Here is a 17,613-nt window from a genome sequence, read left to right on the forward strand (position 1 = left end):
ATGAGTAAGTCTGAAAATCTCTACAGCGCAGCACGCGAACTTATCCCTGGCGGCGTTAACTCCCCCGTTCGCGCCTTTACTGGCGTGGGTGGTACTCCGCTGTTTATCGAAAAAGCGGACGGCGCGTATCTGTACGATGTCGATGGTAAAGCCTATGTCGATTACGTCGGTTCCTGGGGACCGATGGTACTGGGCCATAACCACCCGGCAATTCGCAATGCGGTGATTGAAGCCGCAGAGCGCGGTTTAAGCTTCGGCGCGCCGACCGAGATGGAAGTGAAAATGGCGGAGCTGGTCACTGAACTTGTGCCGACCATGGATATGGTGCGTATGGTGAACTCCGGTACGGAAGCGACGATGAGCGCCATCCGTCTGGCGCGCGGTTTCACCGGTCGCGATAAGATCATCAAATTTGAAGGCTGCTATCACGGTCATGCCGACTGCCTGCTGGTTAAAGCTGGTTCCGGCGCGTTAACGCTGGGTCAGCCAAACTCCCCGGGCGTTCCAGCCGATTTTGCGAAACACACCCTGACCTGCACCTACAACGATCTCTCTTCAGTTCGTGCGGCATTTGAACAGTATCCGCAGGAGATCGCCTGCATTATCGTTGAGCCGGTCGCAGGCAACATGAACTGCATCCCGCCGCTGCCAGAATTCCTGCCGGGCCTGCGTGCCCTGTGTGATGAGTTTGGCGCGCTGTTGATCATCGATGAAGTCATGACCGGTTTCCGCGTGGCGCTGGCCGGTGCGCAGGATTATTACGGCGTCGTTCCGGATCTGACCTGCCTTGGCAAAATCATCGGTGGCGGGATGCCCGTTGGCGCATTCGGCGGTCGCCGTGATGTGATGGACGCGCTGGCGCCGACCGGTCCGGTTTATCAGGCGGGTACGCTTTCAGGTAACCCGATTGCGATGGCAGCAGGTTTTGCTTGTCTGAACGAAGTGGCCCAGCCAGGTATTCATGAAACGCTGAACGAACTGACGACGCGTCTGGCGGAAGGTCTGCTGGAAGCCGCCGAAGAGACGAATATTCCGCTGGTGGTTAACCATGTGGGCGGGATGTTCGGGATTTTCTTCACCGATGCAGAAACCGTGACCTGCTATCAGGATGTGATGGCATGCGACGTTGAACGCTTCAAGCGTTTCTTCCACATGATGCTGGATGAAGGGATTTACCTGGCGCCGTCCGCCTTCGAAGCGGGCTTTATGTCCGTCGCGCACAGTGAAGACGATATCAATAACACCATCGACGCCGCGCGCCGGGTGTTTGCGAAATTGTAAAAGAGAACGTCCAGAAATAACGTAGGCCGGGTAAGGCGAAGCCGCCACCCGGCTTTTTTATTGCCGAATGGCGACGCAGCCTAAATAGAAGGGATAAACCTCAGCGACTCTGCTTACGTAGCAGATAGATAAAGTACGGCGCGCCAATAAACGTCGACAGTAATCCTGCCGGGATCTGATACGGAAACAGCACCATCCTGCCGCACCAGTCAGCAAAGACCAGCAGCACACCTCCCGCCAGCGCCGAAATCAGCATATGCGGCATCGCGCGACGAAAACCCATCATTCGGGCAATATGCGGAGCCATCAGCCCGACAAAACTCAACGGTCCAATGGTCATGGTTGCTGTCGCCGTTAGCCCCGCAGCCAACAGCAGTAACCCCACGCGTGACGGCGTGATCGCCATACCCACCGCACGCGCCGTATCGCCGCCGAGCGGTAAAATCGTCAGCCAACGACGGCACAGCGGCGTCAGCGCCAGCAGGATAACCATCACAATCCCGGTGCGCAGTACCTGTTCGCCCGTCGCGTTATAGGTTGAGCCGGAGATCCAGGTCAGCACGCCCGCCATACGCGGATCGCCGCTGGCCTGCAGCATCATCAACAACATAGTAAACGCCGTACTGAGCGCCATCCCTGCCAGCAGCATACGGTGCGGCGAAAAACCACCGCGCCCGGCGGCAATCATAATGATAAGCAAGGTGACCGCAGCCCCGAGGCTCCCTGCGGGCAGAAGCCAGCCAAAGGCATTTCCGGGGACCAGAAACAGCATTAACACCACGCCAAATGCCGCGCCGGAGCTAATGCCCAGAACTTCCGGGCTAGCCATTGGGTTTCCGGTCAGACGCTGAATAATACAGCCCGCTACCGCCAGCATCACCCCGGCAATCAACGCCGCCAGAATACGTGGCCAGCGCCAGGGCATCAGTTCATCCAGCATCGCGCCGCTGGCCCATGTCCAGCCGTGCGCATCGCGGCCAAACGACAGCGCCACCACCAGAGCCAGCAGCAAAACCACCCCGCCCGCCAGCGCAAACATCAGTACATTCTGACGCTCCGCGGCGATACGGTTGCTGGCATTCATATCCGGTGCGCTCATACTTCTAAGGCGCGGCAACAACCACAGCAGCAATGGCGCGCCAATCAGCGCCGTCACCGAACCGGTGGAGACCTCCATCCATACGCGGGTCAGCCACAGAATGATTTGGTCAGAGAGCCAGAGGATCAACGCACCAATCAGCGGGGCCAGCATCAGACGCGCCAACAGACGCCGCGCGCCGAGCATTTTAGCCAGCAGCGGTGCAAACAGGCCAATAAAGCCGATAATCCCAACCGCGTTAACCAGCAAGGCGCTGATGACAATCGCCAGCGATAAGGCCGCCAGGCGCGCCAGCGACAACGCCAGACCGAGGTTACGCGCCACGCCGTCATCCAGTCCCATCAGCGTCATTGGACGCAACAGCAGCAGAGTCAGCATCACGCCGCCCAGCAGCTGTGGCCACAGTCGCTGTACGCCGCTCCAGTCGGTTTGGGTTAGCGTGCCGCTGCTCCATAAAAACATGCTTTGCAGTTGATCGTGATGGAAGATAACCATCAACTGGTTAATCGCCCCGCAGTACAGGCTGACCACCAGTCCGGCAAGGATTAACGTCACCGGAGAAAGACGTTTGCCCCAGGCGACGCCAAACACCAGCGCCCCAACGACACAAGCACCTGCCAGCGCAGCAAATTGCGTGGTGAGCGCACCGGGAATAGCCCACAGCGTCGTGACGGTAATGCCCAACTGCGCACCGGTCGCAACGCCTAGCGTGGTTGGCTCCGCCAGTGGGTTACGCAGCACCTGCTGAAATAATACGCCGACCAGTCCCAGCCCGGCACCGACCAACAGCGAAATTGCCAGCCTCGGCAGCAGGCTGTAGTGGAAAACCATCTGTTTAATGGCATCGATATCCGGTGACCAGATAGCCTGTTGCCATTGGCTGCGCGGTAGCGCAACGGAGAAGTTAACCCATGTGAGCCAACAGGCGGCAACAAACAGAACCGTCAGCAGGAGAATGGGGAACAGCGCGATACGTTTACTCACGCTTTGCCTCCCAGCGCATTATCCAGAATGCGGGCAAAATGCATGGCTGATAGCGTTGCGCCATAGAACCAGACGGCCGGCACGCGCTGAAAACGTCCGCTGCGAACAAAGGGCATCGCCTGCCACAACGGCGTAGACATCAGTGCAGCCATCTCTTTATCGTTGCCGTGATCAAAGCACAATACATCGACATCCTGAAAAGCAGCCAGACGGTCAATACTCACGGCAGTGCTGCCCCAAAAGTTTGTCTCTCCCTGCCAGGCGTTGGGGATCCCATATTCGTCCAGCACGTCCTGAAACAGGCTGTTTGGGCCAAACACCAGCATATGCCGCGAATCAAGCAGAGAGGTGAGAAGCACAGGGCGCGCGCCGCGTTGAATGAAGCGCGGCTTCAGGCTGGCAATAAAACGATCGTACTCAGTCAGATGGCGTTCAGCAGAGGCCTGCAGATTGAACAATTGCGCCATTTCCTGCAGCGATTGTCGCGCAACGACCAGAGGTTTTTTACCGTCGCTGAAGTTAAATCCCCGACCAGGTGCAATACGTGCCAGCTTTTCAGGGGAAGGACCATAGCCTGCCGACCAGAGCAGAAACGAGGGTTTCATTTCGGTCAGCAGTTCGAGATTGGGTTCCGTGCGTAGCCCGACATCAATCACCGAGTCCGGTAGAGGTGGCTCACTGACCCACAGCTTGTAGTTAGGGATATCCGCAATGCCATACGGCGTAATACCCAGCGCCAGCAACAGCTCTACCGGCAGCCATTCCAGCGCCACAATACGCTGCGGATCAATCGCCGCGGCGGACGCCGTATTCATCCGCCACAGCAGCGGCGAGAGCGCCATCGCCGTAAGCAGACGCCGACGGGTAATATGATGTAATTCAATCATTAATAGACAAAACTCACGGGTGCGGCACCGGCCGGATGCGGCAAAATGCCCATCGGGATACCGTAAATCTGTTCCAGAGTTTCACTGCGCATCAGTTCAGCAGGCGTTCCTTGCGCAATCATTTCACCACCGCGCAGCGCAACTAAGTAATCGCAGTAGCGGGCCGCCATGTTGATATCATGCAGCACCGCAATAACCGTTAGCCCACGCTGCTGGCTTAAGCGATGCACCAGCGCCAGCACGTCAACCTGATGAGCGATATCCAGCGCGGAAGTCGGCTCATCAAGCAGCAGACAGCGGCTGTCCTGCGCCACCAGCATGGCAATCCACGCACGCTGGCGTTCTCCGCCGGACAGGCTATCCACCAGGCGGTGCGCCAGCGGTTTTAAGCCGACCAACGAAATAGCTTCTTCTACTTTCTCTCTGTCGGCAACGCCAAAACGTCCCAGCGCCCCGTGCCACGGATAGCGGCCAATCGCCACCAGTTCACGCACCGTCATCCCTTCGGCCTGCGGCAACTGCTGCGGCAGATAGGCGACCTTGCGGGCAAACGCTTTACTGCTCCAGTTCTCCAGCGGCTGTTCGTCGAGCAGGATTTCACCTTCCGACGGCGGCTGATGACGTCCCAGCATTTTCAATAACGTCGATTTTCCGGACCCGTTGTGGCCGATAAGGCCGGTTACTTTCCCCACCGGAAAAGTTAATGAGAGAGGATGCAACAGCGTGCGGCCAGGCACACGAAAGGAGACATTACGCAACGCGAAAGTGGTGTCGGGATGGGATCTGTTTTCCTGCATAGCAGCCAACTTGTAAAACGGGCACGCAAAGCGTGCCCAAAAAGAAATTAGAAACGGAAGGTTGCGGTTGCAACGACCTGACGTTCTGCGCCCCAGAAGCAGCCATAGGTATTGAAGCAGCTGGCGACGTACTCACGGTCAAACAGGTTGTTAACATGCAGCGCCACGTTGGAACCCGCCATGCCGACGCGCGCCAGATCGTAACGTACTAACGCATCCACCAGCGTATAACTTCCCACTTTGAAGGAGTTTGCCGGATCGCCATAGCTGGAACCAGTATAACGAACACCCGTACCCAACGTCAGCCCGGAAAGCGCGCCGTCATAAAGGGTGTAATCCCCCCACAGTGATGCCATATGTTTTGGCACCTGAGCAGGCGTGTTACCTTTGTAGTTGGTGTCAGTGGTGTATTCCGCATCGGTATAGGTATAAGAACCGACCACGTTAACGCTGGCAGACAGCGCCGCTTTCGCTTCAATTTCCACACCACGTGAGCGAATTTCACCGCCTTCAACTGACCAGAATGATCCGTTCGGGTCGGCCATCAGGTTGTTGGTTTTGGTCAACTGGTAAACAGCACCGGTGATCACGATCGGACGATCGCTCGGCACATACTTCACGCCCGCTTCGTACTGCTTACCTTTAGATGGAGTAAAGATATTACCGCTTTCCCCGACCTGAGAACTAGGTTCAAACGATTCGCTGTAGCTGAAATACGGAGTCACACCGTTGTCGAACAGGTAGTTAACACCGCCACGCCAGGTGAACTGTCTGTCATCACGGGAATCAAGCACGCCAGAAACACGGTTCAGTGAGTCCTGCTTAGCCCAGTCGTAACGACCGCCCAGAGTGACCAGCACCTTATCCCACTGCATCTGATCCTGAGCGTACAGGCCCGTTTGTTCCTGTTTATTCAGAACACGGTAGGGAGCGCCCGGTCCAGTATGTGCCCCAAAATCAAAGTCGCTGCGATCAAGGTTATAAATATCTGAAGGCGCTACCGAACCAGCCCAACCAAACCAGGAGTTGATATCGTTACGCATCCGCATATAGTCAACGCCGGTCAGCAATGTGTGATCCACGGAACCGGTAGCGAATTTGCTCTGCAACTGGGTATCAACAGCGAAGTTCTGCAATTTCTCATTATCGTCAACATACTGACGAGTCAGCGTGTGAGCCCACTCGGACTGAGGAACGCTGGCGCAAGGACTGTTAACCGGATCCTTTGTATAGAGCGGATCAGAGCACATACCGTAGCCATACACGCTGTTCTGCGAAACCTTGTTTTGCGCGTAACGCAGGTTCTGACGCACGGTAAAGGTGTCGTTAAATTCGTGGTCGAAGCTGTAGCCCACCATCTTCTCGTTACGAGAGTAGGTATTGTTGTTCGCACCTTCGTTGAAATCGGTAGGCAGACGCTTGCCGTTCGGCAGCTCAGTCACCGTCCCCTCTTTCGGCAACCATCCGTAATAGCCAGTTTCCGGCTCGTTCTGGAAGTAGGAGAGGAAGGTGAAGTTCGTTTTATCATCCGGACGCCATGTGAATGATGGCGCGATGGCGTAGCGTTGTTCTTCCGCGCCCTGCTGCTGCGCATTCGCGGAACGCGCCAGGCCGGTCAGGCGGTATGAGTACACACCATCGTCATCCAGCGCATCGCTGAAGTCAAAACCGGTCTGGAACAGGCTGTCAGTGCCCATCTTGAACTGAATTTCTTTTAACGGCTCTGTGGTCGGGCGTTTGCTGACCATGTTCAACAAGCCGCCAGGGTTACTCTTTCCGTAAAGAACGGAAACCGGACCGCGCATCACTTCAGCGCGTTCCAGCATATACGGGTCGATTACCGCATCGTTGTAGAAGTTACCCTGCATCTTCAGGCCATTCAGATAGTTATTCTGACTTTGGCCGTCGGCGGCAAATCCGCGAATAATCAGGTAGTCATAGGTGTTAGACGCGCCGCGGGTACCTACGGCTACGCCTGGCGTGTAGCTGAGCGCCTCTTTAACTGATTTCGGCTGATGCAACGCCATCTCTTCGGCGGTGACCACTGAAATAGACTGAGGAACTTTTTGAATCGGGGTGTCGGTTTTGGTCGCCGTAGCAGACTGTCGTGCGGCGATGGTTGCCGCTGGCCCCCATGCGCTTTCTTGTGCGGCAGGTGCAGCAGTTACGGTGATGGTTTCTTCTTTCGGGTCAACCGCCGCCTGTGCATAGACAGACATGCCGCTAACCGCTGTGGCTACCACTACTGCGATTTTACGCAGCGATGAACTTGGCTGAGCAGTTTTAAGACGCGCCATTGGTATTTCTCTGATGAAAGTGAATGATAACGTAAACGAGAATTATTATTATAACGGCAGCATAATATTCGAAACTCTGGCGAGATAGCAAGCAATACGCGTCCCTACTAAAACTGAGGGGTTAAGAAATAACCAGATGAAAAGAAAGGGTTAATAAATTAGGCTGGAATGTTATTCGGCCCTGAGAATGGACCAAAGAAGAAAAACCCGCCGAAGCGGGTTTTGAGCAATATCAGTTACTGCCGAACATATCCTTTATCCAGCCAGCGACACCGTCGCTATCTTTCTTTTCCTGCTGCGCCGGTTGTTGCTGCTGCTGTTGAGGCTGCTGCTGCGGCGTTGACTGATCGAACGGATTCCCGGTCGGCTGTTGCATCATTTCACCCTGCTGACACAGCGAATCAGGATCGGTAGTCCATACCGGAAGCGTACGCATCCCCCCGCTACAAACGAAGTTACCGTCGTAGTCCACGCCCATATCCACCACATCTTCCGGCGGCGTCAGCACCAGCGGTGTTGGCGTCTGGTTGGCCAGATAACGCTGATAAATCGACATCGCACCGCTGGCACCGTACAGCTTGGTTGGCTGGTTGTTATCACGACCCACCCAGGTGATGGTTACCTGGCTGCCGTCGATCCCGGCAAACCAGGTATCCACGTTGTTGTTAGTGGTCCCGGTTTTCCCTGCCAGATGAAGCCCAGGATATTTCGCGCCAAGCTGGCGGCCCGTACCACGCTGAACCACCTGTTGCATGGTCCACAGCGTCATATACGCCGCCTGCGCCGGAACGGCACGCTCGGCCTGCGGGAAGCTCTGATACAGCACCGTCCCATCTTCGGCAATCACCGAACGCAGCGCCGACAGCGGCGCGCGGTTCCCGCCGCTGGCGATAGTCTGGAACGCCTGCGCCACTTCGATCGGCGTCAGGTTCAACGCCCCCAGCAGCATGGCTGGAACCGGATTAAGCTGATCTTTCGGCGCGCCCAGCTTCAGCCAGGTATCGGTGACGGCAGGCAGGCCCAGCGCTATCCCCAGATTTACCGTTGGCACGTTCATTGAGCGCGTTAACGCATCCACCAGCATCACTTTTCCGCTTTCGCTATAGCGACGGTCATCGTTCTGCGGCGACCACACCTGGCCGTTAGGCTGGCGCAGCGCAATCGGGGCATCAGCAATCCAGGTATTCAGACGGTACAGTTTCGGCTGGCTGAGCGCAGTCAGATAGGTCGCTGGTTTAGCCAAAGAACCAATCGAACGACGCGCCTGCATCGCACGGTTATAACCAGCGAACTGCGGTTCTGCCCCACCGACCATGGCACGCACTTCGCCGCTAAAGCGGTCGACCACCACAATCGCGGTCTCAAGATCGCTCAGCTTACGTTGTTTCTTCAGCACCGGAATACCTTCCACCGCCGCTTTTTCTGCAGCGTCCTGCGCCACGGAATCAAAGGTGGTGAAAATCTTCACGCCGGAGAGGTCTTTAACTTTATCGCCCAGCTTTGCCTGTAGCTCCTGGCGCACCATCTGCATAAAGGCGGGCTGCGGTGAGATCACCCCACCACGCGGCTGTACGCCTAACGGACGCGCGCTCAGCATGTCATACAGATCCTGGTCGATAATCTGCTGCTGTTGTAGTAAACGCAGCACCAGGTTACGACGCTCCAGTGCCAGCTTCGGGTTACGCCACGGGTTATAGATTGACGCTCCTTTAACCATCCCTACCAGCAGCGCCTGCTGGTCGAGGCTCAGCTCTTCCACCGGACGGCCAAAGTAGTAGAGGCTCGCCAGCGGGAAGCCGCGGATCTCATTGTCACCGCTTTGACCGAGATAGACTTCGTTCATGTACAGCTCAAGAATGCGGTCTTTGCTGTAACGCGCATCCATGATCAGCGCCATATAGGCTTCGTTGGCTTTACGCCAATAGGAACGTTCGCTGGACAGGAACAGGTTTTTCACCAGTTGCTGGGTCAGCGTACTGGCCCCTTGTACCGTGCGCCCCGCCGTCAGGTTCGCCAGCACCGCGCGGCCAATGGAATAGAGGCTGATACCGTCATGCTCATAGAAGTGACGATCTTCGGTCGCCAGCAGCGTGTCCACCAGCAGATCCGGGAATCCACTGCGCGGGACAAACAGGCGCTGCTCACCGTTAGGCGAAGAGAGCATGGTAATCAGCCGCGGATCGAGACGGAAGAAACCGAACTGGCGGTTGTTATCCATATTCTCGATGGTATCCAGATGGTCGCCATCAAAGGTCAGACGCGCGCGCACCTGCCCTTCTTTACTGTCCGGAAAATCAAACGGACGACGGATCATCTCGATGCTTTTCGCCTGCACGGTGAATTCGCCAGGGCGCGTCATCTTCGTCACCTGACGATACTGCGTAGCCTCCAGCAGTTTCACCATCTCGTTCTTGCCGATCGGCATTTCTGGCTCAAGGTTAACCATACGGCCATATACTGCCGCAGGAAGCTGCCAGACTTTACCATCTATACGGCTGCGGATTTTTTGGTCCAGATAAACGCCGTAAATGGCGATCAGCACCAAAAAAACAATCGACAGTTTTACCAGCAGCCAGAACCAGCCGCGTTTACCACGAGGCTTACGCCCTTTGCCTTTACCCTTACGCGGCATCGGTTCTTCATCCTCATAGTCATCATCATCATAATCGTCGTCATACTCTTCATCTCTGAGTTGACGACGGCTCACCTTTTGTTTCACCGGACGCGAGGGTTTCCCTTTACGTCCAATTGGCTCGCGGTCATTCCCCGCCATGCTTTTTCTCCGCAACATTCAGGCGCAAGGGCCCGATTCTCTGTTCTTCCGTCAGTTAACAGAAGAAGAAATCTCTCAATTTACTGCCGTGTTTATACCGGATGACGGTTTCGCTTTATCCGACCTACAGTTTCATTACGAATACTTCTTTGTTCGCCGCGTTGGCGCGGTATTCGCCGGATCGTCCGGCCAGACATGTTTGGGATAGCGCCCTTTCATCTCTTTTTGCACCTCACGGTACGATCCCTGCCAGAACGCGCTCAAATCGCTCGTTACCTGTAGTGGTCGTTGCGCCGGAGATAGCAGTTCCAGCACCAGCGGCACGCGCCCCTCGGCGATGGTTGGGGTCTTCGCTTCACCAAACATTTCCTGCATCCGAACCGCCAATACCGGAGGGTTATCCTCATGATAGCGAATGGCAATCCGGCTTCCCGTCGGCACAGTGTAATGCGCTGGCAGTTCACTATCCAGACGTTGCAGCATTGACCAATCCAGCAAACCGCGCAACGCCTGACCCACATTTAGCGCTTTTAACGCGCGTAGCGAATGCACACCGCTCATGTGCGGCAGCAGCCAGCTCTCCAGCGTCGCCAGCAGAGAATCCTCATCTACCGCGGGCCAGTTATACTCTGGCAACCAGTTTGCCGCACATTGCAGACGCAGGCGAAATTGCTCGGCTTCCGGCGTCCAGTTGAGCACACTTAGCCCTTTATCGCGAATGCCGTTCAACATCGCCAGGTGTAACTCCTCTTCCGAGGGTTTGGCCAGCGCCTGTACTTTTACCGTTAGCTGGCCAATGCGCGACCGACGCAATGCTTTTAACGTTCCGTGAGTTTCATCCCATTCGATGGTGTCAGATTGTTGTAGCAGTTCAGGGCATGCCTGTATCAGCACCTCGATATCCAGCGGCAGAGCCAGCAGAATACGCGCATCCGGCGAAGCGCTGCCCTGCAGTAACAGCGGCGCAATCAGCCATTCATGGCGTCCGGAGGCGTCATCGGCATCCAGCATTGCCCCCATGCCATTCGCCAGTTGATAGCGCCCTTCCTGCCCGCGCCGACGCGCGATCCGATCGGCAAACGCCCGCGCCAGTAATGAGGGGAGCAGCGCGCTGTCCGGCTGTCCGCTGCGAACGTTAAGCCGTTTCAGTAATTGTTGGCTGCGCTGCTGCCAGGCGGGCTGATTTCGTGAAAACGCTACAGCCAGATCGGTACTGCCACCGCGCGGCGGCTCTTCCAGAATCGCAGCCAGTTTTGCCGCCGTTGCCGCTTCATTGTCATTGTTGGCGCTAACCAGCATAGCCGCTAAACGGGGGTCGTTACCCAACGTCGCCATTTTCTGCCCCCTGGCGCTGAGCCTGTCACCCTCAAGCGCCCCCAGCATCTGCAGCAGCCGTTTTGCCGCCTGCAGGTTGATGGCGGGCGGGGTATCCAGCCAGTTCAGTTGCTCAGGGTCGGTGCATCCCCATTGCAGTAACTCCATCAGCAGTCCGGACAGGTCGCACTGTAAAATCTCCGGTTCTCCCTGTGCCGCCGCTCTTTCCGCCTGCTCTTTGGCAAGCAAATGGAGGCAGATACCGGGTTCCAGACGGCCCGCGCGTCCCGCTCGCTGGGTCATCGAGGCCTGGCTTATGCGTTGGGTAATTAGTCGCGTCAAACCGGTACGCGCGTCATAGCGCGCCACGCGCTCCTGGGCGCTGTCCACCACCAACCGGATGCCTTCGATCGTTAAGCTGGTTTCGGCAATATTGGTCGCCAGCACCACTTTGCGCTTGCCTTGCGGAGCGGGCAAAATCGCCTGACGCTGCTCGGCAAGCGTCAGCGCGCCGTACAGTGGGCACAACAACACATCGCTGCCCACACGCGTTGCCAGTTGCTCCTGCACGCGCAGGATTTCCCCTACACCCGGTAAAAACAGCAGCAGCGACCCGCTTTCATGGCGCAGGAGTTCTGCCGTCGCTACCGCTACCGCTTCAGCAAAACGCAGATGCGCCGCCAACGGCTGATATCGTCGAACAACGGGAAATGCGCGGCCTTCAGAAACGATCGTCGGCGCATCGGGCAACATCTGCTGCAAACGCCCGTTGTCCAAAGTGGCAGACATGATCAACAGTTTCAGATCGTCACGCAGCCCTTGCTGCACATCCAGCAACAGCGCCAGCGCCAGGTCGGCCTGCAAACTCCGCTCGTGAAATTCGTCGAGGATGACCAGCCCAACGCCCGTCAATTCGGGGTCGCGCTGGATCATGCGCGTCAGAACCCCCTCCGTCACCACCTCAAGGCGGGTCAGCGGCCCTACGCAGCTTTGCGCACGCATGCGATACCCCACGGTCTCGCCAGGCTTTTCATTCAGCAATTCCGCCAACCGCTGCGCCACATTGCGTGCTGCCAGACGCCGCGGCTCCAGCAAAATAATCCGTCCCTTGATACCGCGATGTTCAAGGAGTCGCAACGGCAGCCAGGTTGATTTCCCGGCACCGGTCGGCGCCGTCAGCAGAACCTGCGACGAGGCATCAAGGGCGGTAAGTAGTTCAGGCACTACGGCGGCAACGGGCAACGACGTCACAAATGACTCCAGAGGGTTAACATTCTTCGCGCTGCATTGTAGCATCGCGTTAATTCATAACCGAGTATCCATCATGTCTGAGCCAAAAAGGCTGTTCTTTGCGATTGAATTGCCTGGCGAGGTTCGGGAGCAGTTAATCCACTGGCGTGCCGCGCAGTTCCCCCCTGAAGCGGGTCGTCCCGTCGCCGCCGATAATCTGCATCTGACGCTCGCCTTTTTGGGCGACGTCAGCGCTGAGAAGCAGCATGCGTTAACGCAGCTTGCAGGGCGTATTCGCCAGCCGGGTTTTACGCTCAAACTCGACGATGCCGGGCAATGGCTGCGCTCGCGAGTCGTGTGGTTGGGAATGCGTCAGCCGCCGCGCGGGCTGCTGCAGTTGGCGAACATGTTGCGGGCACAAGCCGCACGCAGTGGGTGCCACCAGAGCCCGCAGCCTTTTCACCCGCATATCACGCTGCTGCGTGACGCCGGTCACGCGGTATCTATCCCTCCGCCAGGGTTTGGCTGGTCGTTTCCGGTAACGGAGTTTGGGCTTTACTCCTCCTCATTCATGCGAGGACGCACGCGTTACACGCAGTTGCAACGCTGGACGCTGACTGAATAATCAAAGGAACTGTTCATGCAATTTTTTCCACCTTTACAACCTGCAACGCTCATTCAGCGCTATAAGCGTTTTTTAGCGGATGTGATCACACCGGATGGCACAACGTTAACGCTACACTGCCCCAATACGGGAGCTATGACCGGCTGCGCAACGCCGGGAGATACTGTCTGGTATTCGACATCAGAAAATACCAAACGAAAATATCCACATACCTGGGAATTAACGCAAACCCAATCCGGTGCACTTATTTGTGTTAACACGCTGTGGGCCAATAGATTAACGAAAGAGGCTATTCAGCGTTCGTTAATTTCGGAAGTTTCAGACTACAGCACCTTGAAAAGTGAAGTAAAATACGGCGCCGAAGGGAGCCGCATCGACTTTTTGTTACAGGCGGATTCCCGACCTGACTGCTATATTGAAGTGAAATCAGTCACGTTGGCGGAAAAAGATCAGGGTTATTTTCCCGATGCCATCACTGAACGAGGTCAGAAACATCTTCGGGAATTGATGAGCGTAGCGGCCGAAGGCAAGCGCGCGGTGATATTTTTCGCGGTGTTGCATTCAGCCATTACACGGTTTTCACCCGCGCGCCATATCGATGCAAAATATGCGCAATTATTAGTTGAAGCACAGCTTAAGGGGGTAGAAATTCTGGTTTATAAAGCGGAACTTTCTGCCCATGGTATGACTCTTAAAGAGCCGTTGCCCATTACCTTGTAATGGTGTAAACATTCGGTTAATTAGTATTCTGGGCGCGTGGGCAAATACGCTTTTCCTCACAGGGTTGTCAAGTGTTACGTTTAGATAATTGCTATCCGGAAAAGCATCTGCTATTTATAGCGACCTGATTTTTCCCCCGAACATGGGGATCGATAGTGCGTGTTAAGGAGAAGCAACATGCAAGAAGGGCAAAACCGTAAAACATCGTCCCTGAGTATTCTCGCCATCGCTGGGGTGGAGCCGTACCAGGAGAAACCGGGCGAAGAGTATATGAACGAAGCCCAGCTGTCGCACTTCAGGCGTATTCTTGAGGCATGGCGTAATCAACTTAGGGATGAAGTTGATCGCACCGTATCTCATATGCAAGACGAAGCGGCTAACTTCCCTGATCCGGTGGACCGCGCCGCACAGGAAGAAGAATTCAGCCTTGAGCTGCGTAACCGTGATCGTGAACGCAAACTGATCAAAAAGATCGAGAAGACGCTGAAGAAAGTAGAAGACGAAGATTTCGGCTACTGCGAATCATGCGGCGTAGAAATTGGTATTCGCCGTCTGGAAGCGCGTCCGACAGCCGATCTGTGCATCGACTGTAAAACGCTGGCAGAAATCCGCGAAAAACAAATGGCAGGTTAATTCCGGTCATTTTTACCACGTTTACTACAGGCGGGAGCTTCTCCCGCCTTATTATTTGTTAGCCCGCAAAATGAGCGATTCACATTATATTGGCCGCTTCGCCCCTTCCCCCTCTGGCGAACTCCATTTTGGTTCACTGATTGCCGCCCTCGGGAGTTACCTGCAGGCCCGTGCTCGTCGCGGAACCTGGCGGGTACGCATTGAAGATATTGACCCCCCTCGTGAAGTTCCCGGTGCTGCAGACACGATTCTGCGTCAGCTGGAACATTACGGACTGCACTGGGATGGCGATATTTTATGGCAATCCCAGCGTCATGACGCCTACCGCGAGGCGCTGGCCTGGCTGCATCAGCAGGATCTGAGCTATTACTGCACCTGTACGCGCGCGCGTATTCAAAGCGTCGGCGGTATTTACGACGGTCATTGCCGTGAACTACGCCACGGGCCTGAACAGGCGGCGGTCCGCATTAAGCAACGCCATCCGGTGATGCAGTTTAAGGACCAACTGCGCGGTGTGATTCAGGCTGATCCGCGGCTTGCAAAGGAAGATTTTATTATTCACCGTCGCGACGGGCTGTTTGCCTATAACCTCGCGGTGGTGGTAGACGACCACTTCCAGGGCGTGACGGAAATTGTGCGCGGTGCCGATCTTATCGAACCGACGATACGGCAAATTTCGTTGTATCAACAGTTCGGCTGGCAAGCGCCGGACTATATTCATCTGCCGCTGGCGCTCAACGAACAAGGCGCTAAACTTTCAAAACAAAATCATGCACCTGCACTGCCGCAAGGCGATCCACGCCCGGTGATTGTTGCTGCGCTGCGCTTTCTCGGCCAGCACTCCGATATCCCGTGGCAGGAGATGCGCGTGGATCAGATTCTCACGTTTGCCATTGAAAACTGGAGTCTGACAGCGGTGCCAGAATCGGCGATCGTAAATCCGCCATTCTCAAATGCATCATGCTGAGCTATGATTAGCCGCTATTTTTACACAGCAACACTTGTTCTGATTGAAGTTTGACACTACCGAGGTGCACTATTTTTACCCGAGTCGCTAATTTTTGCCGCAAGGTGCTAAGCCGCGAGGAGCGCGAGGCCGAGCTCGCCGTCGCCCGTCCACACATGACGGTAATCCCGCGTGAGCAGCACTCTATCTCCCGCAAAGATATCAGTGAAAATGCCCTGAAGGTAATGTACAGGCTCAATAAGGCCGGATACGAGGCATGGCTGGTTGGCGGAGGCGTACGCGATCTTTTGCTGGGCAAAAAGCCGAAAGATTTTGATGTCACGACTAACGCCACGCCAGATCAGGTACGAAAACTGTTTCGTAACTGTCGTCTGGTTGGTCGCCGTTTCCGTCTGGCCCATGTCATGTTTGGCCCGGAAATTATCGAAGTGGCAACTTTCCGTGGTCATCATGAAGGCAGCGAGTCCGATCGCACAACCTCACAGCGCGGACAAAACGGTATGCTGCTGCGCGACAACATCTTCGGCTCCATCGAAGAAGATGCCCAGCGTCGCGACTTCACAATTAACAGCCTGTATTACAGCGTGGCCGATTTCACCGTGCGTGATTACGTTGGTGGCATGCAGGATCTCGAAGAGGGCATCGTTCGCCTGATCGGTAATCCGGAAACGCGCTACCGCGAAGACCCTGTACGTATGCTGCGGGCCGTGCGCTTTGCCGCCAAGCTCGACATGCGTATCAGCCCGGAAACCGCTGAGCCAATCCCGCGTCTGGCAACACTGCTTAACGATATTCCCCCCGCACGCCTGTTTGAAGAAGCGCTCAAACTGTTACAGGCGGGCTATGGGTATGAAACCTATAAAAAACTGCGTGAGTACAGCCTGTTCCAGCCGCTGTTCCCCACCATTACGCGCTATTTCACCGAAGACGGTGACAGCCCAATGGAACGCATCATCGCTCAGGTGCTGAAGAATACCGATAACCGCATCCACAATGATATGCGCGTTAACCCGGCGTTCTTGTTCGCCGCCATGTTCTGGTATCCGTTACTGGAAGCTGCGCAGAAAATTGCCCAGGAAAGCGGTCTGGCTTATTACGATGCCTTCGCACTGGCGATGAACGACGTACTGGATGAAGCCTGCCGCTCGCTGGCGATCCCGAAACGTCTGACCTCGCTGACCCGTGATATCTGGCAGTTGCAGCTACGCATGTCTCGTCGCCAGGGCAAACGCGCCTGGAAGCTGATGGAGCATCCGAAGTTCCGCGCCGCTTACGATCTGCTGGCCCTGCGTGCCGAAGTGGAAAACAACGCTGAACTGCAGCGTCTGGCGCAGTGGTGGGGAGAATTCCAGGTTTCAGCACCGCCGGAACAAAAAGGCATGCTCAACGAACTCGACGAAGAACCAGAACGCCGTCGTCATCGTCGCCCGCGTAAACGCGCCCCGCGCCGTGAAGGTTCCGCGTGACCATCGCCTATATCGCTCTCGGCAGTAATCTGGCCTCTCCTCTGGAGCAGGTTAATGCTGCCGTAAAAGCGATTGGCGACATTCCCGACAGCCGTATCGTCGCTGTTTCCTCCTTTTACCGCACACCGCCATTAGGCCCACAGGATCAGCCAGATTACCTGAACGCTGCCGTGGCGCTGGAAACCACTCTCGCTCCCGAAGAATTGCTTAATCATACCCAACGCATTGAGCTGCAACAGGGACGCGTACGTAAAGCCGAACGCTGGGGGCCGCGCACTCTGGACCTCGATATTATGCTGTTTGGCGATGAAGTGATTAACACCGAACGTCTGACCGTGCCGCACTACGACATGAAAAACCGTGGTTTTATGCTGTGGCCGCTCGCTGAAATCGCACCTGAGCTTATCTTCCCGGAGGGTATCAGCCTGCATCAGCACCTCACCCATCTTGGTGCCGCAAAACCTGCACACTGGTAAAGTATCCTCTCCCCTTCAGCGTTTACTACTTTAGTGCCAAACGGTTGCTTAAAACAATTGCCCC

At 55.9% G+C, this 17,613-nt stretch carries 13 protein-coding genes; 7 read left to right on the forward strand and 6 right to left on the reverse strand.

Features of this window, described 5'->3' with window-relative positions; all coding sequences use genetic code 11:
- Entirely contained in the window at window positions 1-1,281 is a 1,281-nt protein-coding gene (gene hemL / locus HV302_RS20185; RefSeq protein WP_016155721.1) for a glutamate-1-semialdehyde 2,1-aminomutase, read from the forward strand.
- Between the two features lie 100 nt (window positions 1,282-1,381).
- Here the strand turns inward: hemL and fhuB are convergent, their stop codons facing one another.
- The 6 genes from fhuB to hrpB form a co-directional block, all read right to left on the reverse strand.
- Window positions 1,382-3,364 (reverse strand): Fe(3+)-hydroxamate ABC transporter permease FhuB, encoded by a 1,983-nt coding sequence (fhuB, locus tag HV302_RS20190; protein ID WP_181626502.1) that lies wholly within the window; start codon window positions 3,362-3,364, stop codon window positions 1,382-1,384.
- Window positions 3,361-4,251 carry a Fe(3+)-hydroxamate ABC transporter substrate-binding protein FhuD gene (gene fhuD, locus HV302_RS20195; RefSeq protein WP_019078397.1) on the reverse strand — a complete coding sequence of 297 codons (891 nt, stop codon included), beginning with the start codon at window positions 4,249-4,251 and terminating at the stop codon, window positions 3,361-3,363. The genes fhuB and fhuD overlap by 4 nt, the downstream gene beginning before the upstream one ends.
- A complete protein-coding gene (gene fhuC, locus HV302_RS20200; RefSeq protein WP_003845793.1) occupies window positions 4,251-5,048 on the reverse strand; it encodes a Fe3+-hydroxamate ABC transporter ATP-binding protein FhuC in 798 nt (265 codons plus the stop codon). The genes fhuD and fhuC overlap by 1 nt, the downstream gene beginning before the upstream one ends.
- Window positions 5,049-5,095: 47 nt before the next feature.
- Window positions 5,096-7,345: a ferrichrome porin FhuA gene (gene fhuA / locus HV302_RS20205; protein ID WP_181626503.1), complete on the reverse strand. Its 2,250-nt coding sequence runs from the start codon at window positions 7,343-7,345 to the stop codon at window positions 5,096-5,098.
- A gap of 232 nt (window positions 7,346-7,577) precedes the next feature.
- Window positions 7,578-10,118 (reverse strand): bifunctional glycosyl transferase/transpeptidase, encoded by a 2,541-nt coding sequence (gene mrcB / locus HV302_RS20210; RefSeq protein WP_181626504.1) that lies wholly within the window; start codon window positions 10,116-10,118, stop codon window positions 7,578-7,580.
- 135 nt (window positions 10,119-10,253) lie between these two features.
- Complete coding sequence (gene hrpB, locus HV302_RS20215) at window positions 10,254-12,683, reverse strand: ATP-dependent helicase HrpB (RefSeq protein ID WP_181626505.1); 2,430 nt, start codon at window positions 12,681-12,683, stop codon at window positions 10,254-10,256.
- Between the two features lie 73 nt (window positions 12,684-12,756).
- Between hrpB and thpR the strand changes: the two genes are divergently transcribed.
- From thpR to folK, 6 genes are all read left to right on the forward strand, one after another.
- Complete coding sequence (gene thpR / locus HV302_RS20220; RefSeq protein WP_016155716.1) at window positions 12,757-13,287, forward strand: RNA 2',3'-cyclic phosphodiesterase; 531 nt, start codon at window positions 12,757-12,759, stop codon at window positions 13,285-13,287.
- Between the two features lie 15 nt (window positions 13,288-13,302).
- Window positions 13,303-14,007 carry a DNA/RNA nuclease SfsA gene (gene sfsA, locus HV302_RS20225; RefSeq protein ID WP_131347696.1) on the forward strand — a complete coding sequence of 235 codons (705 nt, stop codon included), beginning with the start codon at window positions 13,303-13,305 and terminating at the stop codon, window positions 14,005-14,007.
- 177 nt (window positions 14,008-14,184) lie between these two features.
- A complete protein-coding gene (dksA, locus tag HV302_RS20230) occupies window positions 14,185-14,640 on the forward strand; it encodes an RNA polymerase-binding protein DksA (RefSeq protein ID WP_003018625.1) in 456 nt (151 codons plus the stop codon).
- Between the two features lie 70 nt (window positions 14,641-14,710).
- A complete protein-coding gene (gene gluQRS / locus HV302_RS20235; RefSeq protein ID WP_181626506.1) occupies window positions 14,711-15,607 on the forward strand; it encodes a tRNA glutamyl-Q(34) synthetase GluQRS in 897 nt (298 codons plus the stop codon).
- A gap of 71 nt (window positions 15,608-15,678) precedes the next feature.
- Window positions 15,679-17,073, forward strand: a complete 1,395-nt coding sequence (pcnB, locus tag HV302_RS20240; protein ID WP_203457720.1) for a polynucleotide adenylyltransferase PcnB — start codon at window positions 15,679-15,681, stop codon at window positions 17,071-17,073.
- Window positions 17,070-17,549, forward strand: coding sequence for a 2-amino-4-hydroxy-6-hydroxymethyldihydropteridine diphosphokinase (gene folK / locus HV302_RS20245; protein WP_016151739.1), 480 nt, complete (start codon window positions 17,070-17,072; stop codon window positions 17,547-17,549). The genes pcnB and folK overlap by 4 nt, the downstream gene beginning before the upstream one ends.
- Window positions 17,550-17,613 lie beyond the last annotated feature (64 nt).

Source organism: Citrobacter sp. RHBSTW-00859 (assembly GCF_013729795.1).
GTDB lineage: Bacteria > Pseudomonadota > Gammaproteobacteria > Enterobacterales > Enterobacteriaceae > Citrobacter > Citrobacter braakii.